Here is a 25,256-nt window from a genome sequence, read left to right as displayed (position 1 = left end):
CTCTGCCAGGACGGCGGGGGTGTGGAGGTGGGCGGTGGCGAGCAAGGACTCGTTGGAGGAGCAGTTCCGCGAGTTCGTCGCGGCCCGCTCCGCCGCGCTCCTACGCACCGCTTACCTGCTCACCGGGGACTGGGCCACGGCCGAGGATCTGCTCCAGACGGCGCTGACCAAGACCTACCTCGCGTGGAAGCGGCTCGGCGGGATCGAGGCGGTCGAGCCGTACGCCCGGCGGGTGATGGTCAACACGTCGACGAGTTGGTGGCGGCGGCGCTGGCACGGCGAACGCCCGACCGAGGTGCTGCCCGAGCGGGCCGGTGTCGACGAGATCGAGCAGCAACTTGACCGTGACCTGCTCTGGCGGCATCTCCGGGAGTTGCCCAACCGGCAACGGGCTGTGCTGGTGCTGCGCTACTACGAGGACATGTCGGAGGCACAGACCGCCGCGATGCTGGACATTTCACCGGGCACGGTGAAGAGCCAGGCGTCCCGGGCGCTGGCCACGCTGCGTCGGCGCCTGGGTGCGGACGCACCGGACCTCGCCGCCGCCGCCGGCATCGCCGGCCGGTCGGTTGCCGCCGGTAGGTCGGCCGCGACCGGTGCCGCCGGTCGGGCGACGGGCTCGGGTTCCCGGACCGGGCGGATCCCGGCCGCTGGTGCCGCTGCCACCTCCGGTCCGGGGCGGGCGGCTGGCCGACCCGAGCCCAGCCCGGCGGCCGCGCGCCCCGCCGTGCCGCGCCCGATCACCCCGCAGGTCGTGCTGCCCACCGCCCCGGCGGCCGTGCCCGTCGGCACGGGCTCCGGGGAGCAGCAGTGAGTGAGTTCCCTGGCCGGCGCGACAACCTGACGGACGGCCCGCAGCGTCCATATCAGGTGCGGCCTGACGAGCTGGAAGGTGCGGTGCGGGAGACCCTCTCGCACCAGGTCGCCCTTGCCCGCCCACTGAGCGTCGATCCGGCGGGCCAGGCCATCCGCCGCGCGAACCGGATCCGGCGTCGACGCACCGGCGCCGGCCTCGCCCTCGCCGCGGTCGCCACCGTGTTGCTCAGCGCCGGCATGGCTCAGCTCGGTGCCGAGACCGGGCGGGACGGGTCACCCATCGTGGTGATCGGTGACCCGGGCCCAACCAGCCGACCGCTCCCGACGGCCAGCATTCCCGGCCCCGCCCCCTCACCCGAGACGTCGACCGCTCCGCTTGTCAGTGAGACGCTGGTCAACGCCGACGGGCGGCGGCTGGTGCTGCCCGACGTCGGGCCGGCCGAACGCGTCCAGCCCCTGCCCAGCGGCGGCGGTTGGCTGGTGGTCGGCGCGCCGAGCGCCGCGGGCCGCGCCCTGTGGGTGGTGCAGAACGACGGCCTGGTGCAGGTGCTGCTGGCCGGGGCGGGCGCGATCGTCCTGGCCCCGGACAGCCTCCAGGTCGCCTGGCGCGACGGAGGCGACCTGCTGGTGGCGGGCGTGGTCGGCACCCAACTCATCGGGGCGGTGAGCACCCCGGTACCGGCGGCGGCGGAGCCCGTCCGGTTCGTCGCTGACAGCGTGCTGGTCCGACTCGACCCGGCCAGCGCCGGTCACACCCTCTGGCGCCCCGGTACGGGGCCGTTGCCCGACGCCCTCGACCAGAAGAGCCTCAACGTCTTCGGGCGGCTACCCGACGGGCGGCTCGTCGGCCAGGTCGCCACGACCGAACCGGGCCGGACCTGCCTCGCCGTACTCGCCCCGACACGTCAGCTGGACCCGGTACGCAGCGGCTGCGGTCCGGACCTGAGTCAGGACGGCGTCGGCGAGGTCTCGCCGGACGGGCGGTGGCTGCTTGTCAACGGGGGCAGCGGCAAGGCCCGCCGATCCCTGCTGGTCGACCTGCAGCGGCTCGGGCCGGGTGCGACCGCCGTCGCGGCCGGGCCGCCGATTTCCGGGGCGATCGTGTGGAGCGACGAGACCCACGCCTCCTACCTCGACGGCGCCGGCGAGTTGGTCCAGGTCGACGTCGGCCAGGTGCGGGCGGGTAAGCCCGCCAGCCCCGCCGCGGTGCCCGGTGTGCCAGCCGGAGACCGGCCGATCCTGGTGAAGGGCTTCTGACCGCGGGTGACCCGGGCGACCCATGTGAGCCGGGCTCGCTGTTTCCTCGGTAGCGTCGGGCGGTGACCTCGCGTACCGGCTCCGTTCCCCGGATCGACCTGCACGCCCACTCGACGGCCAGCGACGGCACGCTGACCCCGGCCGAGCTGGTCGGCGCGGCCTTCGACGCCGGGTTGGACGTGCTGGCGATCACCGACCACGACACCACGGCCGGTTGGGCGCCGGCCGTGGACGCGCTGCGGCCGGGTCTGCGTCTGGTCCGGGGTGCGGAGTTGTCGTGTCGCTGGTCCGGCGCGCAGCCGGCGGTGCCGCTGCACCTGCTCGCGTACCTGTTCGACCCCGACCACCCGGAACTGGTGGCTGAGCTGGTTCGGGTCCGGGCCGCCCGGGAAGAGCGCGGCGAACGAATGGTCGACCTTCTGCGGGCCGACGGCATCGACGTGAACTGGCCGGACATCCTGGCCGGCGCGGGTGGCGGCACCGTCGGGCGTCCGCACCTCGCGCAGGCACTCATCCGCGCCGGCCTGGTCGGCAGCGTCCGGGAGGCGTTCGGCCCGGACTGGTTGGGCGAGCGCTACCGGCTGCCCAAGGAGGACATCGACGTGTTCCGGGCCGTTCGACTGGTCCGGGCGGCCGGAGGTGTGCCGGTCTTCGCCCACCCCCGGGCGACCCGACGCGGCCGGGTGGTGCCCGACGAGCTGATCGCCGAACTGGCCGCCGCCGGGCTCGCCGGGCTCGAGGCCGACCACGAGGACCACAGCCCGGTCGAGCGGGAACACGTGCGGGCGCTCGCCGCCGAGCTGGGTCTGTTCGTCACCGGTTCCTCGGACTTCCACGGCACCCACAAGACCGTTCGACTCGGCGAGTTCAGCACCAGCGTCGAGGCGTACGAGCGGATCGTCGCCGACGGGGTGACCGAGGTCGCTTCGGGCTGATCCGGGTATTTCGCCCATCGCGGCGCGGCTAGGTTGATCACGTGGATCTGAAGCTGTTCGGCGAGGTTTTCGTGACCCTGCTGGTGATCACCGACCCGCCGGGCATGATGCCGATCTTCCTGGCGCTGACCGGCCCGCTGCCCGCCCGCGACCGCAACCGGGCAGCCTGGCAGGCCGTCGCGCTGGCGCTCGGCGTCATCGTGATCTTCGCGGTGGCGGGGCAGACCCTGCTCGACTATCTGCACGTGGACCTGCCGGCGTTGCAGGCGGCCGGCGGGCTGCTGCTCGTGCTCGTCGCCCTGGAGTTGCTGACCGGCAAGGCCGACGACCCGAGCCAGCAGGTCACCTCCAACATCGCGCTGGTGCCGCTCGGCACGCCGCTGCTGGCCGGCCCGGGCGCCATCGTGGCCACCATGCTCTTCGTCCAGCAGGCCGACGGGCTGGGCGAGTTCAGCGCCATCGCGGTGGCGATCCTCGCCGTGATGGTCGCCGTCTGGATCGTCCTGCGCTTCTCCGGCGGCATCGTGAAGATCCTCCGGCCGGGCGGGATCGAGGTGCTGACCCGGATCGCCGGCCTGCTGCTGGCCGCGATCGCCGTGCAGCTCATCGCCGACGCGGTGGCCGCCTTCGTCACGCAGTACGTCAACATGGCCTGACGGCACGCGCGCGGTGTCGGGGGTGGATGGCAGGATCGCAGGCGTGCGACGATCCTCATCAGCGGGGCGGCCGGCCGCCGGCGGCCGGGCCCCACGGCAGCGCTCCGGCGAAGCCGAGCAGCTCGGCTTCGAGGGCATGCCGGAGCGACTGTTCGTCTGCACCCCGAGCAAGCTCGGTGCGTACGCGGACTGCCCGCGTCGCTACCGCTACTCCTACGTCGACCGGCCCGCCCCACCCAAGGGCCCGCCGTGGGCACACAACTCGCTCGGCGCCAGCGTGCACACCGCCCTGAAAAACTGGTATGCGTTGCCCGCCGACCGGCGACGCCCCGGGGCGCTGGCCACGCTGCTCAAGGGCACCTGGGTCCGCGAGGGCTACCGGGACGACGAGCAGGAACGGGCCGCCTACCGGCGGGCGTTGGGGTGGCTGGAGGCGTACGTCGAGACGCTGGAGCCGGATTCCGACCCGCTCGGCGTCGAGCGGGTGGTGGCGGTCAAGACCGCGGTGTTGGCGTTCAACGGTCGCGCCGACCGGATCGACTCGCGGCCCGGGCCGGAGGGCCCGGAGCTGGTCATCGTCGACTACAAGACCGGTCGCACCGGGCTGGACACGGACGACGCCCGGGGCTCGCAGGCGCTGGCGCTCTACGCGTACGCCGCCGAGCGGGTGTTCCGCCGGCCGTGCCGCCGGGTGGAGCTGCACCACCTGCCGACCGGCACGGTCGCCGGCCACGACCACACCGTCGAGTCGCTGGCCCGACAACTGACCCGCGCGGAAGAGACAGCCCGCGACATCATGGCCGCCGAACGGGCCGTCGCCGACGGCGCCGACGCGGACGAGGCGTTCCCGGTGGCACCGGGCCCGCGCTGTGGCTGGTGCGACTTCCGGCGGCACTGCCCGGCGGGCGCGCAGGCCCCCGGCAAGGAGCCGTGGGCGGCCATGGACCGGCCCGCCGACGGTTGATCTCCCCTGTGCGAGGGTCGGGTCAGCTGGCCAGCGAGGCGGCGGCGTGCCGTGCGGCCCGCTCCTTGGCTGCCTGAATCAACGGCCCCTCCAGGTAGCGGCGGGGGACGGCGGCGAACGCGAGCCGCAGCGCGCGCACGGTCAGGTCCGCCGACAGCGCGGTGGTCGGCAGGCCGAGACCTCCGTACATCCGGCGCGCCCACGTCGGCAGCAGCGCGAACGCGGTGCCGGCGATCCCCAGGTACGCCCAGCGTGGCGGGCCCAGCGTGAGCCCCAACCGGACCGGCAGGCTGAGCTTCCACGGCAGCGGCGGGGCGGTCAGGAACACCGCCGTCTCGGCGGCCTCCCGGGTCATCCGCAACTGTGGCCGTACGGCCTCGTAGTAGTCCGCGACCTCGGCGGCGGTGCCCGGGACGGTGGTCGGGTCCAGGCCGACCAGGGCGGCGGCCCGGCGCTGCTCGGTGTAATAGCCGTCCACCTCGTCGTCGCTCAGCGGCAGCCCGGCGCGTCGGGCCGTGCTCAGGAACGACTCGACCTCGGTCACGTGCACCCAGCGCAGCAGGTCCGGTTCGTCGACCCGGAACTGCTCACCGGTGAGCGTGTCGGTGGCCCGCAGCCGGTCGTGCAGGCGGCGCAGTCGGGCCCCGGCGGCCTCCGCCTCGGCGGTGGTCCCGTACACGGTGGTCGCCACGTAGGTGGCGGTGCGGACCAGTCGCCCCCAGGCGTCGGTGCGGTAGTTGCTGTTCTGCGCGACCCCAGCCATGGCCCGAGGGTGCAACGCCTGGAGGTAGAGCGAGCGCAGGCCGGCGACGATCAGGATCGGCTCCTCGTGCACCTTCCACGTGACCGAACCCGGACCGAAGAGGCCGAGGTCATCGGAGTCCACCGCTCAAGAGTGCCACGGCCCGGCCGACCTCGCCGGTCACGTGCCACCGGTGCCGCGCCCGGGTCGCCAGTGCGGCCAGGGCCGCCGGTCAGACGTCGGCGGAGCGGCGGGCCCGGCAGCCCGGGCAGAGGCCCCAGAAGGTCACCTCGGCCTCGTCCACCTCGAACCCGTGCGCGGTGTTCGGCTCCAGGCACGGGGCGCTGCCCACCGCGCAGTCGATGTCGGCGATCTCGCCGCAGCTCCGGCAGACCACGTGGTGGTGGTTGTCGCCCACGCGCGCCTCATAGCGGGCGGGACTGCCCGCCGGCTCGATCCGGCGCGACAGCCCGGCCCGGGACAGCGCGCCCAGCACGTCGTAGACAGCCTGGGTGGAGACCGAGTCGAGGCGTTCGCGAACCCGTCGGGTGATCTCGTCGACTTCAAGGTGGCCGCCGCCGGCCAGCACGTCGAGCACCGCGAGGCGGGGCCGCGTGACCCGCAGGCCCCTCGACCGCAGCAGCTCCTCGGCACCGGACATGGGCCAATGACAGCACGCCCGATCGGCATCGACAACCGTCGCCCGCTCCGGGTGGGCACCGACACAGCCAGGCAAGATCGGGAGTACGGCCCGGAGGGTGAACCCGATCGACGCGGCGCGCGTGTCACCGGTCGAGAGCCTGGGGACGATCGGCGGACCATAGGCTGGCCACCCCTGACCATGATCCACCTGGAGGGTTCGATGTTCGAGGAGATCCTGGGTCTACCGGTGCACGTCCTGGTAATCCACGCGGTCGTCGTGTTCGTGCCGCTGCTGGCGGTGCTGGCCATCGCGTACGTGGGGTTGCCGCGGTGGCGGCACCGGCTGGACTGGGCCCTGGGCCTCCTCGCCGTGGCCGCGCCGGTGACCGCCTACGTCGCGGTCAAGTCGGGTGAGGCCCTGACCGACGTGCTGGTGGCCCGGGGCTTCCAGGGGCCGATCCTCGATCAGATCTTCGACCACTCCCGCTACGGTGACATCCTGTTCCGCATCGTGGTGCCACTCGGGATCGTGGCCATCCTGCTGCTCGTGGCGACAAGTGGGCACCCCCGGGTGCCGCAGCTGCCCGCGCTGGTCATCCCGGTGCTGGCGGTAGCGGCCGTGGGGCTTGCCATCGCCGCGCTGATCTACGTCTACCTGACCGGCCACTCCGGTGCCGAGACCGTCTGGGGCACGACTCTCTGAGCTGCTGCCCTTCTGATCGACCGCATTGGACGAGTGGGTCCCAACCTGGTTGGGGCTGTGGGCGCAGCCGGCGGTCGCCGGTGACCGTCGTCGCCTCCGTCGGGGCGGACACGGTATTGAGCGGCATACCGCAGAGGTATGAATATGACTCTGAGGTATACCGCTCAACAGCACATCGACATGTCAGGCCAGCCAACACGCATGGTGGAGGTTGCGCTCCCGGACCTGTTCCTCCAAACCAGTGCCGCTGCCGCCAGGGGTGAGGATCAGAAGATCACTCGCGAGCAGAGCAGGCAGAGTAGGACCACCAGCACCACGCCGGCCGCCGCCCCGAAGCCGTAGGTGACCCGTTGTGAGCGCTGCTCGGCCGCGTCCAGGTCGGCCATGTCCTGCGGCGGCAACTGTCGCGGCGGCGCCGGCTGCAGATGCACTGGTGGACGCCAACCCGCCGGCGGCGGGACGCTCGGCGGCGGGCCGGAGTATCCGCTGGCAGGACCCCCGGCCGGTGGCGAGCCAGCTGGCCCGCTGGAAGGACGCCCGGTCGTGGGCGGGGTGCTGGGCCCGCCCGTGGGTGGGTTGCTGGGCCCGGACGGTGGTGTGGCCGCAGGCGCGGCGGGAGGTTGGTCCGCAACGGCTTCGTCGCCGGTGTCGGGCCGTCGCCAGTAGTCGTCCGGGGTGCTGCCACCGCTGGGGGTCGTCACGCCGTCCGACGCTACCAACGCCACCGGCGGCCCGGTCGCTTCTGGCCGGCGCGCCCACGGTCGGCCGCCCGGCCGTTTCTGTTCGGTGTGCCCACGGTCGGCCGCCCGGCCGTTTCTGTTCGGTGTGCCCACGGTCGGCCCGCCTGGTCGTTTCTGGTCGGCGTGCCCACGGTCGGCGGCCTGGTCGTTTCGACCGGCGTGCCACGGTCGACGGCCCGGTCCTGCGTCGTCGGCTGCGCTAGTCTTGCCGCTCGTGAGCACCGAAGACCCCGGCACGCACGGCGCACCTGGTGACGACGACCGCGCCGTCGACCTGAGCGAAGACTTCGTGGTGCTGCCCGAGCAGACCTCCGACGACACCGACCGTGGTTGGGGCGAGCGGTCGGGCGGCAACGACGACTGGCTGCTCGCCGAACGCCCCCCGCACTGGGACTGACCGCGGCGGCTCGGCCAGATCCTCACGACGTCGGTACGGAAGCCGACCGTGCGGTGCCGGGCCGAACGGCTCCGGAGCGGGACCTGTCCCGTCATGGTCGGGGAGCCTGTGCTTGGCATCGGCCGGTCAGTCCTCGTCGAGCTACCGGGCCTCAGTCCTCGTCGAGCTACCGGGCCTCAGTCCTCGTCGAGCTACCGGGCCGTGCTGACCGCCTCCGTCGGTGCGTTGGAGGGCACGGCGGCCGGCGGGCATCCGGCCGGGGTGTGCAGGATCGCGGCGGCCAAGCCGAGGAGTGCGGCGACCAGACCGGCCCGGACCAGGGTGCGCCCGCCGGGCAGGGTGAGCTGGCGCAGCGGGCGCAACGCCCGCGCGGAACCCGGATCGACCATCGCCTCTGCCGCCTTTCGTCCCAGAGCACCGCAGTGGCACCCATGGACGGCAGGCTAGGCAGATCCCGCCGCCACGGCCGACCCACGGCCGACGCCTGTGGACAACCGCCCGGCCTGTGGAAAACGCCCAGCCGTCGGTTCGCTCTGCTATGGCCGCCGCCTTGATCGACTCGCGATCAAGGAACCCGGGTGGTTAGAGCAACGGGGATGGGCCGGCTTCCTGAAACCCGAGTGGATCAAGGGGTGACCCAGCGGGGCGGGTTGCGCGGGCGGGAAGGTGGGCTACCCGGGCCGCCGGGACAGGCCGACTTCCTGGAATCCGAGTGGATCAATGCCCGACCGGCAGGGCCGGGCGGGCTGGTGGGGGTCGTCGGCACGTGAGGGTGCGGCGACTTGCCGAGTTGATCGAGGCCCGACCCCGTGGGGTCGGGCCTTCGACGATCAGGACGCGGAGCTTGCCGCCGCCGCCTTGCCGCCGCCCGATCCACCCGAGGACGACCCGGACGACGACCCCGAGGAGGACGACGAGCCCGAGGACGACCCGGACGAGGAGGAGGACCCCGAAGAGGAGGATGAGGACGAGGAGCTGTCACCGGAGGACGACTCGGACTTCGCCGGCTTGGTGGCCGTGCCGCCGGCCGTCGTCTCGGAGCCGGACGCCCGGGAGTCGGTGCGGTAGAAGCCCGAGCCCTTGAAGACGATGCCGACCGAGTTGAAGACCTTGCGCAGCCGCCCCTGACACGCCGGGCACTCGGTCAGCGGCTCGTCAGAGAAGGACTGCACCGCCTCGAGCTGGTGACCGCACGTGGTGCAGGCGTACTGGTACGTGGGCACGTTCTCCTCCGGATCTGGGCTCGGCCAGTTGGCACTCGACGTATTCGAGTGCCAATGGTGCGTCATTCGCCCCGGGTTCGTCCAGCGGACGTGTGGGGCGCGACACCGTGCGCCGCACCCGGGCCGCCGTCAAGCGTACGCACCCCGTCGGCGGGAGTGACGACCGCGCGCACCCGGCGGTCGTGTGGCTCCGCCGGCAGCGCCTCGACCAGCTCACCGTCGTGCAGGGGCACCACCGTCAGGGCTGCCTCGGGTACCCGGGCGAGTGCGCGGTCGTACGAGCCGCCGCCGCGTCCGAGCCGCCGACCGTGGTGGTCGACTGCGAGAGCCGGTACGACCACCAGCTCCGCGTGTGCCACGGCGGTCACCCCGAGGCGTACGCCGGCTGGTTCTCGGATTCCCCGCCCAGCCGCGATCAAGGCATCCGGTCCGGTATACGCCGCCCAGTCCAGATCCAGGTCGCCGAGGAGCACCGGCAGCAGCAATTCGGCGTCCACCGGCAGGGCCGCCCGCAGGACCTCGGGCAGGTCCGCGCCGCCCGGTTCGGAGCCGACCGGCACGTACGCCGTCATCCGCTGTGGCCGCAGCCGGCGTACCAGGGCGACCAGCTCGGCCTGGACGCGCCCGGCGGCGGCCGCCCTCGTCGCGGCGGGCAGCGACCGGCGGCGAGCGAGCAGCTCGACGCGGGTGTCCCGCTTCGCCAGCCGGGTCACTTCCGCTTCATCAGAAAATTCCGTCACGCAACACTCCTGACGCAACGCCTCTCCCACGGTTGCTCTGTGTCAGCATCGCAAGCAACGGAGGCGGAACTTCCGGGGGGACCGAGTGACGCTACGCGGGCGGTTGACGGCAGCCTTCCTCGTGGTGGTGCTCGGGCCGGTCCTGCTCGGCGCGCTCTTCGTCGCCTCCACCGTCGCGGCGGTCGACCGCAGCCGCTCCACCGAGCGCCTGGCTGTGGCGGCGTCCAGCGTGCGTACCTCGGTCGACGCGCTCTGCCAGCAGCTACGCGCCACCGCCGACGCGGTGGCGCTCACCGCCGATCCGGCCGTCGCCGCCGCGCAACTGGTCGGCCGGGGTCTGGCCGCCGCGGTGCTGATCACCGACGTGGTCGGCCAGGTCACCTACGTTTCGCCCGGCGCGCCGTCGACCCCGTGGCAGGCCTGCGCCGGCTCGACCGGCGGTTCGACCGAGGGCTCGAACGGGGGAACGACCGGGGGCTCGAACGGGGCTTCGTCCAGCCCGGTCCGCGCGCTGGCCGCCCAGGTCGACCTGCGCGACCGCGCCGGCACCCGGCTGGGCACGGTGACCGCCGCGCAACTGGTCGATCCGGCCTTCGTGGCCCGGCTGGCGGCGGTGACCGGGGTGGCGGTCACCCTGCTCGACAGTGGGGCGCGCGCCGCGCGGGTCACCCACACGACCGAGACCCGTGACGTACGCGACGACGTGCTGGCCGCCGCCGTCGCCGTCCGGGGCGAACAGGTCACCGAGACCAACGAGGGCCGGTACGTGCGCCGGCTCGGGCCCTCCGACGCGCAGCCGCTGCCACTGGTGCTCTCCGTGCCCAGCGAACGGCCACCGGGGCTGCACGTCACGCTGGTCGGCGTGGTGGTGCTGGCCGGGCTGCTCGCCGTGCTGACCGCCTGGCGGCTGGCCCGGGTGACCACCCGGCCGCTGGCGGAGCTGGCCGGTGCGGTCGACCGGGTGGCCCAGGGCGACCTGACCGCCCGCGTGCCGGTACGCAGTCGCGACGAGTTGGGGCGGTTGGCCGCCGCGTTCAACCGGATGACCCGGGAGACCGGCTCCTACGTCGCGGCGCTGACCAGCAACCGGGACCAGCTGCGCGGGCACCTCGCGGTGCTCGGCGACACCCTGGCCAGCACGCACGACCTGCAACGCATCCTGCGGGTGATCCTGCGTAGTGCCATCGGGGCCACCGGCGCGCGTGCCGGGGCCGTGCTGCTGGTGGAGACCGGCGGGATGCTCGTCGCGCAGTGCACCGAGGGGTTGGACGGACGCTGGCCGGCCGAGGAGGCGGACGGCTCGCAGCCGCTCCGGGTGCCGGTCGGCGTCGGCGTGGTCGGTGAGGTCGCCGCCACCGGAGAACCGCAGCGGGGGAGGGCGGAGCCGACCGAGGCGCCCACCGGTGAACCGCGCTGCCGCACGTACGTCGCGGTTCCGTTCGCCGCCCCGGGAGGCGGCGCCACGACCACAGTCGGCGGACCGTCGGGGTCGGCCGACGAGGCGGGCTCGGCGGCCGCGCTCGGCGTGCTGGCCCTCTACGACCGGCTGGGCGCCGACGAGTTCGACGACGACGACCTGGCCACCCTGCGCACCTTCGCCGGCCACGCGGCCGTGGCGGTGGACAACGTCCGGGTGCACGAGGAGGCGCAGCGGCTCTCCCTCACCGACCCGCTCACCGGGCTGTGGAACTACCGCTACCTGCGCGAGTCGATCCGGCGGGAGGTGGAACGGGCCAGCCGCTTCGGGCGGATGCTCAGCGTCCTCGCGTTGGACCTGGACCGGTTCAAGGACGTCAACGACACGTACGGGCACGCCGCGGGGGACACCGTGCTGGCCGAGTTCGCCCGGCGGGTGCGCGGGGAGATTCGTGAGGTCGACCTGGCCTTCCGTCAGGGCGGTGAGGAGTTCGTGCTGCTGCTGCCGGAGACCGACGCGCGGGGCGCGGCGATCGTGGCCGAACGGCTCGGCGCGGCGGTCCGGGACACGCCGATCGCCGTCGAGGCGTACGCCGGGCCGGTCCTGGTGACCGTGTCGGTGGGCATCGCCGTCTTCCCGGACCACGGCAGCACCGGGCGGGAGGTGCTGGAGGCCGCCGACGACGCGCTCTACGCGGCGAAGGCGGCGGGCCGCGACACGTACCGGGTCGCCGAGGTGCGTTCGGATCTGCCGACCCGGGAGATTCCGGTGCTCGCGTGTGCGGTGAGCCCACCCGACGGGCTGCCGCGCGCCGGCCAGCCGGTGCAGGCCATCCGGGAGCCGGGCGGGCCCGCCCGGTCCGACCCGGCGGTCGGCGTACCGGAATCATCGCTGGCGGGCCCGACGCGCGCCCGACCGGATTCGGCCGACGACACACCGGAAAGCGCGCCGGGCGGGGCGCGCGCCGGCCCGGACGTGGCCCGGCCGGGGCCGGGTGGCGGCGCGTCTTCTGGGCCACACCCGCCGCGGCAGAGCCGTGGCCGATAGTCTCGCGGCATGTCGGAGCACTCAGCGAACCCCTCATCGGCGGCCGCCGCAACCGGCCGTCCCCTGGCGGTCAAGGCCGTCATCCCGGCCGCCGGACTGGCCACCCGGTTCCTGCCGGCCACCAAGGCGGTGCCCAAGGAACTGCTGCCAGTGGTGGATCGGCCGGTGTTGCAGTACATCGTCGAGGAGGCCACGCAGGCCGGCATCGGTGACGTGTTGCTGATCACCGGTCGGGGTAAGACGTCGATGGTGGACCACTTCGACCGTCGTCCGGACCTGGAGACCAGGTTGGAGGAGAAGGGCGACTCCGAGCGGTTGGCCGCCGTGCGTCGGCCCAGCGAGCTGGCCGAGATCTACACGGTGCGGCAGCCCGAGCAGCTCGGGCTCGGCCACGCCGTCGGGTACGCCGAGTCGCACGTCGGCGACCAGCCCTTCGCGGTGCTGCTCGGCGACGAGTTCGTCAAGCCGTCGGAGCCGCTGCTGCCGGCGATGCTGGAGTTGCAGGCCCGCACCGGCGGTGTGGTGCTCGCGTTCTTCGAGGTCGACCCGGCCGACACCAAGCGGTACGGGATCGCCTCCGTCGAGCCGGCCGAGTCGGAGCTGACCGACATCGGCGAGGTCGTCAAGGTGACCGGGATGGTGGAGAAGCCGCAGCCGGAGGACGCCCCGAGCAACCTCGCGGTGCTCGGCCGCTACGTGTTGCCGGGCAAGATCTTCGACGCGATCCGGCGGACCAAGCCGGGCAGCGGCGGCGAGATCCAGCTGACCGACGCGATGGAGCTGCTGCGTACCGAGGGCACCCCGGTGCACGCCATCGTCTACCGGGGCACCCGCTACGACACCGGCATGCCGCTGGGGTACCTCCAGACGGTGGTGCAGATCGCCGCCGAGCGCGACGACCTGGGCGCCGAGTTCCGGTCCTGGCTGGCCGACTTCGTCAAGGCCGACGCGGCAGGCGGATCTGGTACATGACCGCGACGGCCGACGCCGAGGCGGCCGCGAACGAGTTGACGCCGCTCGCCGACTACCTGGGCAGCGTGCTGCGCAGGTTGCGCGCGCTGCCGCCACTCGACCTCGACCTCACCCAGGCGCACGGCAACGTCCTCGCCGAGGACGTCGTCGCGCCGCACGCCTTCCCGGCCTTCGACCAGGCGGCCGTGGACGGCTACGCCGCGCGCTGGGAGGACATTTCCGGAGGGGGCCGGGGGCCGAGCTACGTCCCGGCCCCCTCCGGCACGCCCGGTGGCCGCACCATCCGGCTCAACGTGGTCGGCGATCTCGGCGCCGCGAGCTGGCGGCCGGTCCGGCTCACCCCCGGCTCGTGCTTCTCGGTGGCCGCCGGGGCGCCACTGCCGGTCGCCGCGGACGTCGTGGTCCCGGTGGAGTGGACCGACCAGGGCATGGCCGCGGTGGAGATCTTCCGCACCCCCAAACGGGGGTACGGGGTACGCCGTGCCGGTGAGGAGCTGCCCGCCGGCACCGTGCTCGCTCGGGCCGGCACCTACGTGTCCCCGGCCCTGGTCGCCGTCTTCGCGGCTACCGGCATCGGGCACGTGGTGGTCCGGCCCAGCCCACGGGTGGTCATCGTGGCCACCGGTGACGAACTCGTCGACGTGGGCCGGGGCAGCCAGCCCGGCCAGGTGGTGGACGCGAACTCGCACGCGCTGACCGCCGCGGCGGCCGAGGTCGGCGCGCTGGCGTACCGGGTGGGAATCTGCGACGACGACCCGGAGGGGCTGCGCGGGCTGCTGGAGGACCAGACGCTGCGCGCCGACCTGATCATCACTACCGGTGGCACCGGCACCGGCCCCGGCGACATGGTGCGCCGGATCCTCTCCCGCCGCGAGGGCGGGCGCGCCGGGCCGGTCACCTTCACCGACGTGGCGCTCTATCCCGGCACCGCCCTCGGGTTCGGCACGGTCGGCGCCGAGGAGGTGCCGGTGGTCTGCCTGCCCGGCGACCCGGGCGCCGCGTTGATCGGCTTCGAGGTGCTGGCCCGCCCCGCCATCCAACTGCTCGCCGGCGCCGAGCCGGTGTTCCGACCCAGTGTGCGGGCACACCTGCTGGAGACCGTGTCGTCGCCGGCGGGGCTGCGCGAGTTCCGACCGGCGCACGTCGCCGAGCGACGCGGCGGCGGGTACACGGTCCAGCCGCTCAGCGGTGGGCCGTTCACCCTCTCCGGGCTGGCCGAGGCCAACGGGCTGCTGGTGCTCGGCGAGCGGGTCACCACGGCCGCAGCCGGCTCCACCGTGGACGTCCTGTTGCTGGACCGCCGCCGGTGACCTGTTCCGGCCGGTCCGCTCGCGGCCCGCGTCGGATGGTCGTCGAAGGTCTGCGGTGAACGCGGCGGGACCACTTGCGCGCGACACGGTCCCGCGCGGGAGACTGTGCGGGTGAGTCTCTTCGGACCCGCGCGGGCACCGGGCTGGCCGGTGGAGCTGGCCGACGGCCCGGTGCTGCTGCGGCCCTACCGGCGTTCCGACGCGGCGGCGTGGTCGGAGGTACGGCGCGCCAACCGGGCCTGGTTGGCGCCCTGGGAGTCGTCGCTGCCCGGCGGTTGGGACGAGATGAACTCGCCGGCGGCGTTCCGTTGGGTGCACCGTGACCAGCGCCGGTCGGCCCGCGAGGGTGAGGGCATGCCGTTCGCGGTCTGCCTGCGTGAGGCCGATCGGGACCGGCTGGTCGGGCACATCAACATCGGCAGCATCGTGCGGCGGGCGCTCTGCTCCGGCTACGTCGGCTACTGGGTGGACGCCCGGGTCGCCGGCCAAGGTGTGATCCCGACGGCGCTCGCGCTCGCCGTTGACCACGCGTTCGGCCCGGGTGGGCTGCACCGGGTGGAGGTGAACATCCGCCCGGAGAACCGGCCGTCCCGGCGGGTCGTGGAGAAGTTGGGCTTCCGCGAGGAGTCGTACCACGTGCGCTACATGCACATCGACGGCGCGTGGCGCGACCACATCGGGTACGCGATGACGAGTGAGGAGATCGCCGCCGAGGGCGGCCTGCTGGCCCGCTGGCACCGGGTTCGGGCCAACGCGCGGTAGGAGGATTTCCGGACCTCCTCCCCGTCGTCCCACGGACGGGATCGGCGCGGCGCGGTGGCATCCCGGTCGGCGCGCCGTAACCTCAAGTAACTGCAAGCTGCGGCAAGCGCTCCCCGGCCGGACGATCCACGCACCCAGGCACGATTGGTGGAAGATCCTGCGGTCGGATGGCGGTTGCTTCGAATTCGGTGACGGGAGGGGTGAGGGTGCCGACCTCGGTGCTCCTCGCCGTCCTCGCCGCCGCCGGCCTGCTCGCCCTGGCCCCGGCGTTGGTTCGCCGGTACGACGCCACCGAGCGGCTGGTGGCGGAGCGGGCGCAGTCGACGGCGCGGGTGCTCCAGCGCCGCCGACGGCGCCGTACTGTGCCGGGACGGCGACCCGTCCACCCTCCGCGCTCACTCGTCGTAACTCTCAGTGAGAACGCGACTACCGGTGCGTTGAGCGCGCCGGTCTCCGCGCCCCCCGCCGTCCGCCGCTCCGGTCGGCTGCGCGCCGTGCCCGCCGCACCGAAGCGGTCCCGTCGCCGCCCCCCGCCGCGCCGGCAGCACACCCCCGCCGTGTACCGGCGTCGCCGAGTGCTCGCCGCCCTGCTGCTCCTCAACGTCGTCGAGCTGATCGGTGTGCTGTTCGTCAGCCCCGGCTTCTGGGTCGGCTTCGGGGTCACCTTCCTGCTGCTGGCCCTGTACGTCGTCCACCTGCGGGGTCAGGCCCTCGCCGGGCGTCGCCGCCGCCGCGCCCGCGCCCGGGAGGCCGCCTGGCTGGCCGACCGGCAGGCCGAGGTGCGCCGGGAGCAGGCCCGGCGGGCCGCGGCCCGACGGGAGGCGCAGCGCCGCCTGGCCGCCCAGCGCGAGGGGGTACGCCGAGCCGCCATGGGCCTGGACCGACCGGGAGACCTGCCGGCCGCGGTCAACGGCGGATCCGTCTCATACCGGCGGTCGGGCGGCCTCCGCGGCCGCCCCTACGAGGCCGGCCGAGGCGCCTGACGCCTCCCTGGCCCCGGCCTGGCCCTGGTCCCGACCTGGCCGTGGCTCAGGCCCCGACTGCCCTCGCCGTGGGCGACCGTGCCCTGGCCTCGACCGCGCCCTGACCCTGGCTCGGCCGTGCCCGGCTGGCTTGATCGACTCGGGTTCCTGGAAGTCGGGGGGTCACGGCGTCCGGGATGCCCCGGTTTCCAGGAACCCGAGTCGATCTTCGGGTGGGCCGCAGTGCCGGGCAGGGGGCGGATTCGCGGTGAGGGCCGGCGACCTGTTAGCCTTGCTGCCGGCCCGCCCGGTGTAAGCCGGGTGGGACCGAAGCCGGTTCGCCGGCGGGGGGCTGTGGCGCAGACTGGTAGCGCACCTCGTTCGCATCGAGGGGGTCAGGGGTTCAAATCCCCTCAGCTCCACCAGCAACACGTACGATCCGGGAAGATCCCGCCGGCGAGATCGGCGGGCACAGACCCGGCGCAAGTTAGCAAGGATTCGGGGCCTTCGGGCCCCGTTTTCGTTTGGCGCTCGCTTCGCGGGGCGCGCCGCTTCGCGTGGCCCGCGATCCAGACGGGCAGCCAGCGGCCACTTACGCTGAGGCGGTGGAAGACACCATAGGTGCGATCGGCTCGTGGGGTTGCGGCATCATCGCTGTGCTCGCCACCACGTGGGGCGTGCTGGTGCTCGTTACCGGTCGGGCCCCAGAGCGAGAACTACGTCGCCAGTCCGCCTCGCAGTATGGATGGTTCTGCGTCGGCATTGGCGTGGCACTTGCCCTTATTGCGCTGGGCGGTCGCGGCGGTTGGTTCGGACCGCTGACCATCGTCGGCCTCGGATTGCTCATCTGGGTGAACCTTAAAAATTATCGTGCACAGCGAGGGGTTGCCCGGCAGCGACGCACGACAACCGACCAGCCTTGAGGGGTCTCCACCCCCGGTAAAAGGCCGTCTCCCATGGTGGGAGGCGGCCTTCTTCGATCTTGTGCAGCGGCAGGCGCGGCGTGTCCCGAACGGGCCCGTACTGGCCCGAACCGTCCCGAACAGCCTTTCCGCCGGAAGCGGCGATCATCGATGCTCTACTCGACCTCGCGGCGGGTCGTCGCAGTCCTGATCGGACGGTCGGAAGTTCGGCGGACTGCATGCGCGGGTCCTTGACCAGGGGCGACCACCGCAGCGGAAGCGGACGCGCCGCGTACGAGCGCGTCTGTGAAGCCCTTCCTGTCTCGAGGATCGTCAAGGGGGAGTTGAATGCTCAGGTTCTTACCAAGGGCGGGTGGCCGACGGCGTGCCACCGGAGTCGCGCTGGGTGTCCTACTGGTGTCCACGTCCGGCGTGGTGGTCGTGCCAGCGCACGCCGCGCCACCGCAGGCGGCTGCGAAGCCCGCCTCGGCCCCGCCGTCCCAGCCCGCGTCGCCCGGCTCGCCAAACAAGCGAGCGCTCGGACCGTCGAACGCCCCGGTCAGCCAGCTCGCCGGACCGATCTCGGTTCCGCTCGGCACCGGGCCGGTACGCAACGGAACGTTCAGCACGTTCCAACTGACCGACCGGTTGACCGCCCAGGTGAACACCGGCTCGGGAAACCTGCTCATCCGCAGCACCGATCTGGTTCTGCCGGGCATCGCGGACAGCCTCGTGCTGGGCGCGGCGTACAACAGTCTGCTCACCGGCAGTGAGGTGCCGACCGGCTCGCTCGGATACAGCTGGCGTACGCGGACCGGAGCGGACGTCAAGCTGATCAGGGCGGACGACGGCTCCGTCACGTACGTCGCGGCCGACGCCGTCATCGGACGGTTCACCCCGAGCGGGTCCGGCTACACCGCCGCGAAGGAGTTCAAGGCGACGCTCTCCGCCGACGGCAGCGGGTGGAAGCTGGTCGAGCACGACAGCGGACGGAAGCTCTTCTTCACGTCCGCCGGGCTGTTGGACCGCAGCCAGGACCGCAACGACAGCGTCACCGACTACAGCTACGACGCCAACGGCCGGTTGACCACTGTGACGTCCGACCGGGGCACCACTGCCGTTCGTACCGCGAAGGTGCTCTACGGCTCGAACGGTTACGTGTCGACGATCGAGCAGACCGGCACGGGCGGGCAGTACCGCAGCGTCAAGTACAGCTACGACAGCAGCGGCAACCTGACCCAGATCCGCTCGGCCAAGGGAACTGACACCCGGTTCGAGTACGACTCGTCCCGCCGGGTCACCAGGATCTCGGGCGGCATCCAGGGTTCCAATCTCGGGAACGCCACCTCGATCACCTATGACTCGGCACACCGGGTGACCTCGTTGACCCGGGCCTTCCAGCCGGAGAACCCCACGGTGGGCGCGACCACCCGGTGGGCGTACCCGTCGGCGACCCAGACGCTCGTCGCCGACGCCAACACCAACCAGTCGCAGCCGGTCACCTCGGTGCCGCGCAGCACGTACACGGTCAACACCGACAAGCGGGTGACGAGCCTGGCCGACCCCGATGGCAAGGTCCGCAACTTCTCCTACACGCCGAACCTGGACCTGGCGTCGACGCAGAGCGGCACCGGCGGCACCACCAGCATCTCGTACGAGGCGAACGGCGGGCAGTCGCCGACCCTGGTCGTCACGCCGACCGGCGCGAAGTCCTCCCTCGCCTACGCGAACGTGGCGACGCCCACCAACCCGACGGCGAACTTCCAGCCCTCGTCCGGCTCGGACAGCCAGGGCAACAGCACCTCGTACACGTACAACGGGGCGGGCAACAGGTTGTCCACGACGGATGCCCTGGCCGCCGAGGCCAAGGTCGAGTACAACGCCGACGGCACGATCGCCTCGTCGACCGACCCCGGCAACGGCACGAACAAGACCACCTACCAGTACGACGCCAACAAGCAGTTGACCTCGATCTCCCCGCCGACGGGGACGACGCTCGGGGCTCGTCAGTTCAGCTACGACGAGTTCGGCCGGGTACGCACGACGACCGACGGCACCGGGCGGACGGTGCAGTACGACTACGACCTGGACGACCGGGTTACCCGGATCAACTATCCCGACATCCCCGATGTCGCCTACGAGTACGACGGTGGCGGCAACGTCTACGCCCGGATCGACGGGAACGCGTACCAGAACTTCTTCTACGACCGGCTGAACCGGCTCACCGGCCGGCGCACCGGCAGCGTGGGCGGGCTGTGGTACGTCTACGACCCGGTCGGCAACCTCATCGAGCAGCAGGACGAGCGGGGCAGTTCCTACTACACCTACAACGCCCGTAACCTGCTCACCAAGCTGGTGGCGGCGAACGGCACCTACACCTTCGGCTACGACGACGAGGGGCGACGCACCTCGACGAGGCTGGCGGTCTCCTCGGTGACCGTGGCCGAGACCGTCAACACGCTCGACCAGTCCGGCCGGATCAGCCGGACCACCAGCAAGCGGTTCCAGGGCGGCACGGCCAGCACCGTCTTCGACGTGTCGTACTGCTACGCCAAGCGGGTGGGCACCGCCGCCTGCTCGACGGCCAAGGCCGACGACACCGGCCTGCGGCAGTGGCAGACCGACCACCACCGCGGCGGCGCGGTCAGCCTCTACACCTACGACCAGGGCAACCGGCTGACCAAGGCCACCGACATCGACGGCAGGACCTACGACTACGCGTACGACAAGAACGGTAACCGCACCTCGGAGAAGGTGAACGGGGCCACCACCCAGACGCTGACGTACAACGCCGGGAACCAGATCACCAGCTCGGGCTACTCCCACGACGGGGCCGGTAACCAGCTCGGCGGTTCGGCGTTGCGCGACTTCGAGTACAACTCCGCCGGGCAGCTGATGCGCGGCTTCACCGCCGGGGGCGCGGAGCTGGGTTGGGCGTACAACGGGCCGGACCAGATCGAACTGGGCTGGAAGGGCACGCCCCGGTTCGAGTACGAGTACTTCTTCGGCCGCAACGACCAGAACGGTCAGAGCGTGGTGCAGAGCTACACCGTGCCGGGCACCTACGGCCGGCACTACGTCGAGCGCGACCAGCTCGGCACGCCTCTCGGCTTCCGGGGCAAGACCGGGAGCACCTTCCACCACTACTTCTACGTGTTCGACGGGCTGGGCTCGGTGGTCGCCCTGATCAAGTACGACGGCTCGCTGGCCGGCTCCTACACCTACGACCCGTACGGCAAGGTGATCAGGACGGTCGGCAGCAACAACGAGATCATCGACAACGCGATCGGGTTCGCCAGCGGCATCCGCCACGACGACCTGACCAAGTTCGGTCGCCGCTGGTACGACCCGAACACCGGCCGGTTCACCCAACAGGACAGCCTGAGCTTCCTCGCGGACCCGGCTCTCGGTAACCGGTACGCGTACGCCGCCGGCAACCCGGTGAACTACGTCGACCCGACCGGCCTCGCGCCCAACTACACGAAGGGGTGCCTGAAGGGCGCCGCCACCGGAGCCATCGGCGGGGTGGTCGGCGGGGTGGCCGGGGTCGCGGTCGGCGCGGGGATCGGGTGTCTCACCGGTCTCGTCGACGAGGCGATCGGCTAGTTCCCCTGCTCCAGCTGAAGGCGGAGGGGGCGGTGGACTTCACCGCCCCCTCCGCCTCGCCTCGCCTTGTCGATCAAGGACTTGTGGTGGGTGACAAAGCGGTCACCCCGGCATCAAGCCGGCACCACAACTCCATGATCGACGATCGACTGGGTGGGCGGGCCGCTCGTGGTCACTTCCACCTCGGTTGGTGTGCGGTCCAGTGACCCTTGGACGGCGGAGAAGCAGACGAGGGTCGCGGTCCTCGCCGTGCCACCCCTGCCGGACAGCTAGGAGAAACGTTCGGTCGTCACCGGTATCAGGCCGTGTTCCCGCAGGACGTCTGTCAGGTCGATCAGAGTCGAGCCCGCCGTCTCGGCCGCATCGGTCCTGAGCAGGACTGTCACGTCGAGAGCCCAGGCGAGGTGGTGGCCGACCCGCCGCAGGTCCCAGGTGATCTGGTCGGCACCAGTGTCGCGACGACCGCTCGCGGCGGACGTACCCGTGCCGCCCGCCGGTGTCCGCCAGAGCGTCCGGAGGCTTGCCACCTGTTCGGCGCGGAGATCCTTGGCGAAGAGGACGCGGTACACCCGCCGCTCGTTAAAGCCGGCCGGCGGCTCTGCGGGGCCGAGCCGCAGCGGCGGGGCGGTGGCGATCGGTTGCCGGTCGAGGAAGTGCGTACGGAGCATCGACTCGTCCGGCAGTTGCTCACCACCGAGCGCGCGGTAGACGTTCTCGGCCTCGCGGCGCGAGGTGGGCACCACCCGCGCCAGCACCTCCGGGTCGCTGCGCATGCCGCGGCTCAGCGCGGCCGAGCTCCACCAGCCGGTCTCCGGCGTCCAGCCCGCGCTGTCCAGCCCAGTCGTGGTGAAGTCGTGGTGGCGGGTGAACTCCTCGACCACGATTCCCTCCACAGTGGTGGCCGGATCGCGGTCGCCGAGTGGAGGTAGGACCAGGTAGTAGTCCAAGGGCGGTCCCGCGTCGGGCACCAGCACGGGTACAGCGCCTATCGAGTCGGTGGTCATCAACGCAACCGTAGCGAAGGAGACCGGTTAGCATCCGGACCTCTACGTGAGGAGCCCAGATGACTTCGGTGGCCCAGCCCCGGTTCGGCATCGTCGGCAGCGGTTGGCGAGGCGAGTTCTTCCTCCGCCTGGCCCGGCTGCTTCCCGAACGGTTCCGGGTGACCGGGGTGGTGACGCGTACCGAATCGCGGGGAACCGCCGTGACGGCCGACTGGGGCGTGCCGACCTTCCGCACGACGGCGGAGTTGCTCGCCCACGAGCGGCCGGACTTCGTCATCGTGTCGGTGCCGTGGCCGGTGACGCCCGAGGCGACCCGGGAGTTGGTGGCGGCCGGCGTACCGGTGCTCGCCGAGACACCGCCCGCCCCCGACCTGGCGGGTCTGCGCTCGCTCTGGGCCGACGTCGGAGGCAGCGGTCTGGTGCAGGTCGCCGAGCAGTACCTGCTGATGCCCGGGCACGCGGCCCGGCTGGAGCTGGTCCGCGCCGGGGTGCTCGGCGAGCCGACCTCGGTCCAGATCTCCTCCACCCACCTGTACCACGCGGTGTCGCTGATCCGGGGCCTGCTCGGCGTGGGTCACGAGAGTGCCGAGGTCAGCGGGCGTGCCTTCGTCGCGCCGCTGGCCAACCCGCTCTCGCCGGCCGGCTGGAGCGGTGACGACACCCCGCAGCAGCTCACCACCACCCTCGCGACCATCGACTTCGGCGGGCGGATGGGGTTGTACGACTTCACCGACAACCAGTGGTGGAACCCGCTGCGGACCCGTCGGTTGGTGGTGCGGGGTTCGCGCGGTGAGCTGGTGGACGACCGGGTGGTCCGCCTGGTCGACCCGACCACGCCGGTGGAGTCATCCCTGGTGCGACGCCAGACGGGTCTCGACCTCAACCTGGAGGGGCTCGACCTGAAGCACATCAGCTTCGACGGCGACGTGGTCTATCGCAATCCGTTCGTCGGCAGTGGGATGTCCGACGACGACATCGCGGTGGCCGACATCGTCGCCCGCGCCGGGGCGTGGGCGCGGGAGGAGGGCCCGGCTCCGTACCCGCTCGCCGAGGCCTGCCAGGACCACCTGATCAGCCTCGCCATCGAAGAGTCGGTACGCACCGGCCGGCCCGTCGTCACCGCCACCGAGGCGTGGGGGCGGTAGCCCGCCCCCCCCATGCCTACTGACGACGCCGGACGCGGGGGCTGGCCCGGTTGGACCAGCCCCGCGCCCGGACGTTCACGGCTTCCAGGAACCGGCGGTCTGGAACTGGTCCTGGTACTCCAACGCGCCCGAGGTGTCGTGCACGTCGAACACCACGCTGCCGGTGCGTCTGGTGCCGGCGGTCAGGTCGTCAATGGCCGGCATCGGTTTGCCGCAGCCGGAGAAGGCGCCACCGATCGCGGTGGTCTTGGTGCCGTCGGCGGCGACCCACTGGAAGTAGAGCGGGTTCGTCGACGCGGTGCCCTTGGTGACGGCCACCGTCACGTCGGCGATCACGTACACGCCCTCGCCGGGCTTCAGTCCGTGGGACTTGCAGGGTTTGGTGGCGCTGCTGAATCTCGTCACGGTGATCTCGACGGTGCCGGCGTCGCCGTTGACGACCAGGGTGTCGCCGGGCGACAGGTCACGGGTGTCGTCGTTCACCGGCGGCGGCGTCGACGGGGTGGCCCGCGCCTCGCTCACCGTGGTCGAGGCGCGGTTGGTGCCGATGACGACCGCCACGATGCCACCGGCGCAGGTGAGCAGGGTGAGGACGGCCGCCGAGACCGCGACGAGCACGACGGACTTCTTGGCGCGGTCGGTCTGCACCGGTGGTGGTGCGATGATCGGGTAGCCCGGGCCACCGGGTGCCCGGTATCCGCCGCCAGCGTCCCGGTACCCGCCAGCAGCCGGGTACGCGGCCCCCGAGAACGGCGGCTGCGGTGTCGCCGCGAACGGACGCTTCGGCGACTGCGGGTTCGGCTGGTGGGGGTCCTGCGGCCTGACGGAGGGCTGGGGGTGGGTCACCGTACTCCTTGACGCTTCGGTACGTGCGGTGCGGGAACCCTTCGACGTTACCGTGGGTGGCGGAGCGCCCAGTCGCCACGTTGGAGGGAGTCCCATCGAAGGCGATGCGTCGTCCCACTGGCCAGCATGGACGGTGTTCGGTCGGTCACCGAACGCCAATATGGACCGGTATCCCGTTCATCGCTATGAGTAACCGTCCGAGGTCAGCGCAGCGGAAGCACGGCGGCGGTCCGGACCAGCCCGTCGGCGATCACGAAGCGTCCGGCGATCGATGCCGGCGGGTCGTCGACCCCCGCCGCGTCCACGCGGGCCGGCGCGATCCGAGCGGTGAACGTGCCGGCATCCGGATCGAGGTCGAGTCGAGCGTCATGGAAGTCCAACCAACCGCGGACGACCGGGTACCACACCTTGTAGACGGTCTCCTTCGCACTGAACAGCACCACCGGCCAGTGGACGTCGCCGGGTAACCGCGCGCAGGCGGCCTCCTCCTCGGGCAGCAGCACGAGGCCACGTACCCCCGGATTGACCTCGCGGTGCTGCTCGGCATCCATTCCGACGGACCGGATGTCGGTGGTGTGCGCCGCCGCGGCGGCGCAGTAGCCGGCGGTGTGGGTGATGCTGCCGACCACCCCGGCCGGCCAGACCGGCGCGCGGTCGGCGGCGGCCGGCACGGCGGTCGGCGGTAGGCCGAGGTCACGCAAGGCCCTGCGGGCGCAGATCCTCCCCGCGGCAAAGTCCCGCCGACGGGTCTGCGCCGCCCGCTCGCCGAGACATGCCTGCTCAGCGGGGAGTAACTCGCCCGTCCAGTCCTCGAGCCCGGCGACAGCGACAGCGACCGTCGATGGCAGCAGGTCACGCATTCCGGTGACCTACTGGTCGGTAGGAATGACGCATCGAGTTAACCGTCAACTTTCCGACTCCCATGACCGCCGAAGGTACCGCAAAGATGTAACACCGGAGGGACGTGCAGCGCTCTCCCTGATGGCTCCGGGGGGACCACCATCAATGCTGGCCGGCGTGGCAGCCGCCAGTCCCGTGGACATCTGGAAGGACGTGCGATGACCGATGGTGCGGAACGGCCGGGGGTGCGGGCTGACGAGCACGCCCCGAAGACCCCGTGCTGGAGCTGCGGCTCCTGCGGTGACGAGTGGCCGTGCGCGACGAAGCGCACCCGGCTGCTGGCGGAGTACGGGGGTGATCGCGCCATGCTCAGCGTCTACCTGGGCTCCTGCCTCGCCGCGGCCACGGAGGATCTGCGCGCCGCCCCGGTGATGTCGCTCCAGGACCGGTTCATCGGCTGGTTGCCGCGCGGCTCCCGGCGTAGCTGACCCGCTGGTGGGCCCCCCCCCCGGCGGGGGCCCCCCCCGGGGGGGGCCCCCCCCCGCGGCCCCCCGGGGCCCCCCCACCCCCCCAACCCCGCCCCCCCCGCCCGCCCGCCCCCCCAGCCGGGCCCCACCCCCCCCGCGCC

25 protein-coding genes, 1 tRNA gene and 1 pseudogene are annotated in these 25,256 nt (G+C 72.4%); 18 read left to right on the top strand and 9 right to left on the bottom strand.

What is annotated here, in order from left to right; translation table 11 throughout:
* The first annotated feature begins 34 nt into the window (after positions 1 to 34).
* The 5 genes from ACIBD9_RS08305 to ACIBD9_RS08285 all read left to right on the top strand — a co-directional run bounded on the left by ACIBD9_RS08305 (position 35) and on the right by ACIBD9_RS08285 (position 4,628).
* The gene (locus tag ACIBD9_RS08305) at positions 35 to 814 is read left to right on the top strand and encodes a SigE family RNA polymerase sigma factor (RefSeq protein ID WP_396715721.1); all 780 of its coding nucleotides are present in this window, start codon (positions 35 to 37) and stop codon (positions 812 to 814) included.
* Entirely contained in the window at positions 811 to 2,073 is a 1,263-nt protein-coding gene (locus tag ACIBD9_RS08300; protein ID WP_396715719.1) for a hypothetical protein, read from the top strand. The genes ACIBD9_RS08305 and ACIBD9_RS08300 overlap by 4 nt, the downstream gene beginning before the upstream one ends.
* Before the next feature lie 62 nt (positions 2,074 to 2,135).
* Positions 2,136 to 3,008, top strand: coding sequence for a PHP domain-containing protein (locus ACIBD9_RS08295; RefSeq protein ID WP_396715717.1), 873 nt, complete (start codon positions 2,136 to 2,138; stop codon positions 3,006 to 3,008).
* A gap of 41 nt (positions 3,009 to 3,049) precedes the next feature.
* Positions 3,050 to 3,664 carry a MarC family protein gene (locus ACIBD9_RS08290; protein WP_091394729.1) on the top strand — a complete coding sequence of 205 codons (615 nt, stop codon included), beginning with the start codon at positions 3,050 to 3,052 and terminating at the stop codon, positions 3,662 to 3,664.
* Positions 3,665 to 3,707: 43 nt separating this feature from the next.
* The gene (locus tag ACIBD9_RS08285) at positions 3,708 to 4,628 is read left to right on the top strand and encodes a RecB family exonuclease (RefSeq protein WP_396715715.1); all 921 of its coding nucleotides are present in this window, start codon (positions 3,708 to 3,710) and stop codon (positions 4,626 to 4,628) included.
* Positions 4,629 to 4,650: 22 nt separating this feature from the next.
* On the opposite strand, the gene ACIBD9_RS08280 is transcribed toward ACIBD9_RS08285, so the two are convergent.
* Together ACIBD9_RS08280 and ACIBD9_RS08275 are read right to left on the bottom strand one after the other, a co-directional pair.
* Positions 4,651 to 5,514 carry an oxygenase MpaB family protein gene (locus ACIBD9_RS08280; protein WP_396715713.1) on the bottom strand — a complete coding sequence of 288 codons (864 nt, stop codon included), beginning with the start codon at positions 5,512 to 5,514 and terminating at the stop codon, positions 4,651 to 4,653.
* An 88-nt stretch (positions 5,515 to 5,602) separates the two neighbouring features.
* The gene (locus ACIBD9_RS08275; protein WP_396715711.1) at positions 5,603 to 6,031 is read right to left on the bottom strand and encodes a Fur family transcriptional regulator; all 429 of its coding nucleotides are present in this window, start codon (positions 6,029 to 6,031) and stop codon (positions 5,603 to 5,605) included.
* A gap of 201 nt (positions 6,032 to 6,232) precedes the next feature.
* On the opposite strand from ACIBD9_RS08275, the gene ACIBD9_RS08270 reads away from it, so the two are divergent.
* Complete coding sequence (locus ACIBD9_RS08270; RefSeq protein ID WP_396716173.1) at positions 6,233 to 6,715, top strand: hypothetical protein; 483 nt, start codon at positions 6,233 to 6,235, stop codon at positions 6,713 to 6,715.
* Between the two features lie 266 nt (positions 6,716 to 6,981).
* On the opposite strand, the gene ACIBD9_RS08265 is transcribed toward ACIBD9_RS08270, so the two are convergent.
* The gene (locus ACIBD9_RS08265) at positions 6,982 to 7,146 is read right to left on the bottom strand and encodes a hypothetical protein (protein WP_396715709.1); all 165 of its coding nucleotides are present in this window, start codon (positions 7,144 to 7,146) and stop codon (positions 6,982 to 6,984) included.
* A 523-nt stretch (positions 7,147 to 7,669) separates the two neighbouring features.
* On the opposite strand from ACIBD9_RS08265, the gene ACIBD9_RS08260 reads away from it, so the two are divergent.
* On the top strand, positions 7,670 to 7,852 hold the full coding sequence (locus ACIBD9_RS08260) for a hypothetical protein (RefSeq protein ID WP_112698653.1): 183 nt from the start codon (positions 7,670 to 7,672) through the stop codon (positions 7,850 to 7,852).
* A gap of 191 nt (positions 7,853 to 8,043) precedes the next feature.
* On the opposite strand, the gene ACIBD9_RS08255 is transcribed toward ACIBD9_RS08260, so the two are convergent.
* On the bottom strand, positions 8,044 to 8,241 hold the full coding sequence (locus ACIBD9_RS08255; RefSeq protein ID WP_396715707.1) for a hypothetical protein: 198 nt from the start codon (positions 8,239 to 8,241) through the stop codon (positions 8,044 to 8,046).
* Between the two features lie 331 nt (positions 8,242 to 8,572).
* Between ACIBD9_RS08255 and ACIBD9_RS08250 the strand changes: the two genes are divergently transcribed.
* Positions 8,573 to 8,920: a hypothetical protein gene (locus ACIBD9_RS08250; protein ID WP_396716211.1), complete on the top strand. Its 348-nt coding sequence runs from the start codon at positions 8,573 to 8,575 to the stop codon at positions 8,918 to 8,920.
* 14 nt (positions 8,921 to 8,934) lie between these two features.
* Here the strand turns inward: ACIBD9_RS08250 and ACIBD9_RS08245 are convergent.
* Positions 8,935 to 9,141: pseudogene (locus tag ACIBD9_RS08245) on the bottom strand (FmdB family zinc ribbon protein); the annotation flags it as partial.
* Positions 9,138 to 9,788 (bottom strand): 5-formyltetrahydrofolate cyclo-ligase, encoded by a 651-nt coding sequence (locus tag ACIBD9_RS08240; RefSeq protein WP_396716171.1) that lies wholly within the window; start codon positions 9,786 to 9,788, stop codon positions 9,138 to 9,140. The pseudogene ACIBD9_RS08245 and the gene ACIBD9_RS08240, both read right to left, overlap by 4 nt.
* 112 nt (positions 9,789 to 9,900) lie before the next feature.
* On the opposite strand from ACIBD9_RS08240, the gene ACIBD9_RS08235 reads away from it, so the two are divergent.
* The 8 genes from ACIBD9_RS08235 to ACIBD9_RS08200 all read left to right on the top strand — a co-directional run bounded on the left by ACIBD9_RS08235 (position 9,901) and on the right by ACIBD9_RS08200 (position 20,793).
* Positions 9,901 to 12,279 carry a diguanylate cyclase gene (locus tag ACIBD9_RS08235; RefSeq protein ID WP_396715705.1) on the top strand — a complete coding sequence of 793 codons (2,379 nt, stop codon included), beginning with the start codon at positions 9,901 to 9,903 and terminating at the stop codon, positions 12,277 to 12,279.
* Positions 12,280 to 12,288: 9 nt separating this feature from the next.
* Complete coding sequence (locus ACIBD9_RS08230; RefSeq protein WP_387172443.1) at positions 12,289 to 13,251, top strand: UTP--glucose-1-phosphate uridylyltransferase; 963 nt, start codon at positions 12,289 to 12,291, stop codon at positions 13,249 to 13,251.
* Complete coding sequence (gene glp, locus ACIBD9_RS08225) at positions 13,248 to 14,561, top strand: gephyrin-like molybdotransferase Glp (protein ID WP_396715702.1); 1,314 nt, start codon at positions 13,248 to 13,250, stop codon at positions 14,559 to 14,561. The genes ACIBD9_RS08230 and glp overlap by 4 nt, the downstream gene beginning before the upstream one ends.
* Positions 14,562 to 14,672: 111 nt before the next feature.
* Positions 14,673 to 15,323, top strand: coding sequence for a GNAT family N-acetyltransferase (locus ACIBD9_RS08220; RefSeq protein WP_396715700.1), 651 nt, complete (start codon positions 14,673 to 14,675; stop codon positions 15,321 to 15,323).
* A gap of 200 nt (positions 15,324 to 15,523) precedes the next feature.
* A complete protein-coding gene (locus ACIBD9_RS08215) occupies positions 15,524 to 16,306 on the top strand; it encodes a hypothetical protein (protein ID WP_396716169.1) in 783 nt (260 codons plus the stop codon).
* A gap of 327 nt (positions 16,307 to 16,633) precedes the next feature.
* Positions 16,634 to 16,710 (top strand) — tRNA-Ala (locus ACIBD9_RS08210).
* Between the two features lie 180 nt (positions 16,711 to 16,890).
* A complete protein-coding gene (locus tag ACIBD9_RS08205; protein WP_396715698.1) occupies positions 16,891 to 17,208 on the top strand; it encodes a hypothetical protein in 318 nt (105 codons plus the stop codon).
* 396 nt (positions 17,209 to 17,604) lie between these two features.
* Positions 17,605 to 20,793, top strand: a complete 3,189-nt coding sequence (locus ACIBD9_RS08200) for an RHS repeat-associated core domain-containing protein (RefSeq protein WP_396715696.1) — start codon at positions 17,605 to 17,607, stop codon at positions 20,791 to 20,793.
* Positions 20,794 to 21,062: 269 nt separating this feature from the next.
* Here ACIBD9_RS08200 and ACIBD9_RS08195 read toward each other — a convergent pair whose 3' ends face one another.
* The gene (locus ACIBD9_RS08195) at positions 21,063 to 21,797 is read right to left on the bottom strand and encodes a hypothetical protein (RefSeq protein WP_396715694.1); all 735 of its coding nucleotides are present in this window, start codon (positions 21,795 to 21,797) and stop codon (positions 21,063 to 21,065) included.
* 59 nt (positions 21,798 to 21,856) lie between these two features.
* On the opposite strand from ACIBD9_RS08195, the gene ACIBD9_RS08190 reads away from it, so the two are divergent.
* Positions 21,857 to 22,942: a Gfo/Idh/MocA family protein gene (locus tag ACIBD9_RS08190; RefSeq protein ID WP_396715692.1), complete on the top strand. Its 1,086-nt coding sequence runs from the start codon at positions 21,857 to 21,859 to the stop codon at positions 22,940 to 22,942.
* Positions 22,943 to 23,017: 75 nt separating this feature from the next.
* On the opposite strand, the gene ACIBD9_RS08185 is transcribed toward ACIBD9_RS08190, so the two are convergent.
* Both ACIBD9_RS08185 and ACIBD9_RS08180 read right to left on the bottom strand, forming a co-directional pair.
* Positions 23,018 to 23,788 carry a hypothetical protein gene (locus ACIBD9_RS08185; protein WP_396715690.1) on the bottom strand — a complete coding sequence of 257 codons (771 nt, stop codon included), beginning with the start codon at positions 23,786 to 23,788 and terminating at the stop codon, positions 23,018 to 23,020.
* Positions 23,789 to 23,991: 203 nt separating this feature from the next.
* A complete protein-coding gene (locus tag ACIBD9_RS08180; protein ID WP_396715688.1) occupies positions 23,992 to 24,648 on the bottom strand; it encodes a 4'-phosphopantetheinyl transferase in 657 nt (218 codons plus the stop codon).
* Between the two features lie 198 nt (positions 24,649 to 24,846).
* Between ACIBD9_RS08180 and ACIBD9_RS08175 the strand changes: the two genes are divergently transcribed.
* A complete protein-coding gene (locus tag ACIBD9_RS08175; protein WP_355427731.1) occupies positions 24,847 to 25,116 on the top strand; it encodes a hypothetical protein in 270 nt (89 codons plus the stop codon).
* The last annotated feature ends 140 nt before the right edge of the window (positions 25,117 to 25,256 follow it).

It is taken from the genome of Micromonospora sp. NPDC050784 (genome assembly GCF_044456765.1).
Classification (GTDB): Bacteria; Actinomycetota; Actinomycetes; order Mycobacteriales; family Micromonosporaceae; genus Micromonospora; species Micromonospora foliorum.
This window is presented reverse-complemented; position numbering and strand designations above follow the sequence as displayed.

Excerpts from the sequence above, each read along its gene's own strand:
- ACIBD9_RS08275 (WP_396715711.1), bottom strand. The coding sequence starts at position 6,031 with ATGTCCGGTGCCGAGGAGCTGCTGCGGTCGAGGGGCCTGCGGGTCACG.
- ACIBD9_RS08270 (WP_396716173.1), top strand. The coding sequence starts at position 6,233 with ATGTTCGAGGAGATCCTGGGTCTACCGGTGCACGTCCTGGTAATCCAC.
- ACIBD9_RS08255 (WP_396715707.1), bottom strand. The coding sequence starts at position 8,241 with ATGGTCGATCCGGGTTCCGCGCGGGCGTTGCGCCCGCTGCGCCAGCTC.
- ACIBD9_RS08250 (WP_396716211.1), top strand. The coding sequence starts at position 8,573 with ATGCCCGACCGGCAGGGCCGGGCGGGCTGGTGGGGGTCGTCGGCACGT.
- ACIBD9_RS08230 (WP_387172443.1), top strand. The coding sequence starts at position 12,289 with ATGTCGGAGCACTCAGCGAACCCCTCATCGGCGGCCGCCGCAACCGGC.
- glp (WP_396715702.1), top strand. The coding sequence starts at position 13,248 with ATGACCGCGACGGCCGACGCCGAGGCGGCCGCGAACGAGTTGACGCCG.
- ACIBD9_RS08195 (WP_396715694.1), bottom strand. The coding sequence starts at position 21,797 with ATGACCACCGACTCGATAGGCGCTGTACCCGTGCTGGTGCCCGACGCG.
- ACIBD9_RS08190 (WP_396715692.1), top strand. The coding sequence starts at position 21,857 with ATGACTTCGGTGGCCCAGCCCCGGTTCGGCATCGTCGGCAGCGGTTGG.
- ACIBD9_RS08180 (WP_396715688.1), bottom strand. The coding sequence starts at position 24,648 with ATGCGTGACCTGCTGCCATCGACGGTCGCTGTCGCTGTCGCCGGGCTC.
- ACIBD9_RS08175 (WP_355427731.1), top strand. The coding sequence starts at position 24,847 with ATGACCGATGGTGCGGAACGGCCGGGGGTGCGGGCTGACGAGCACGCC.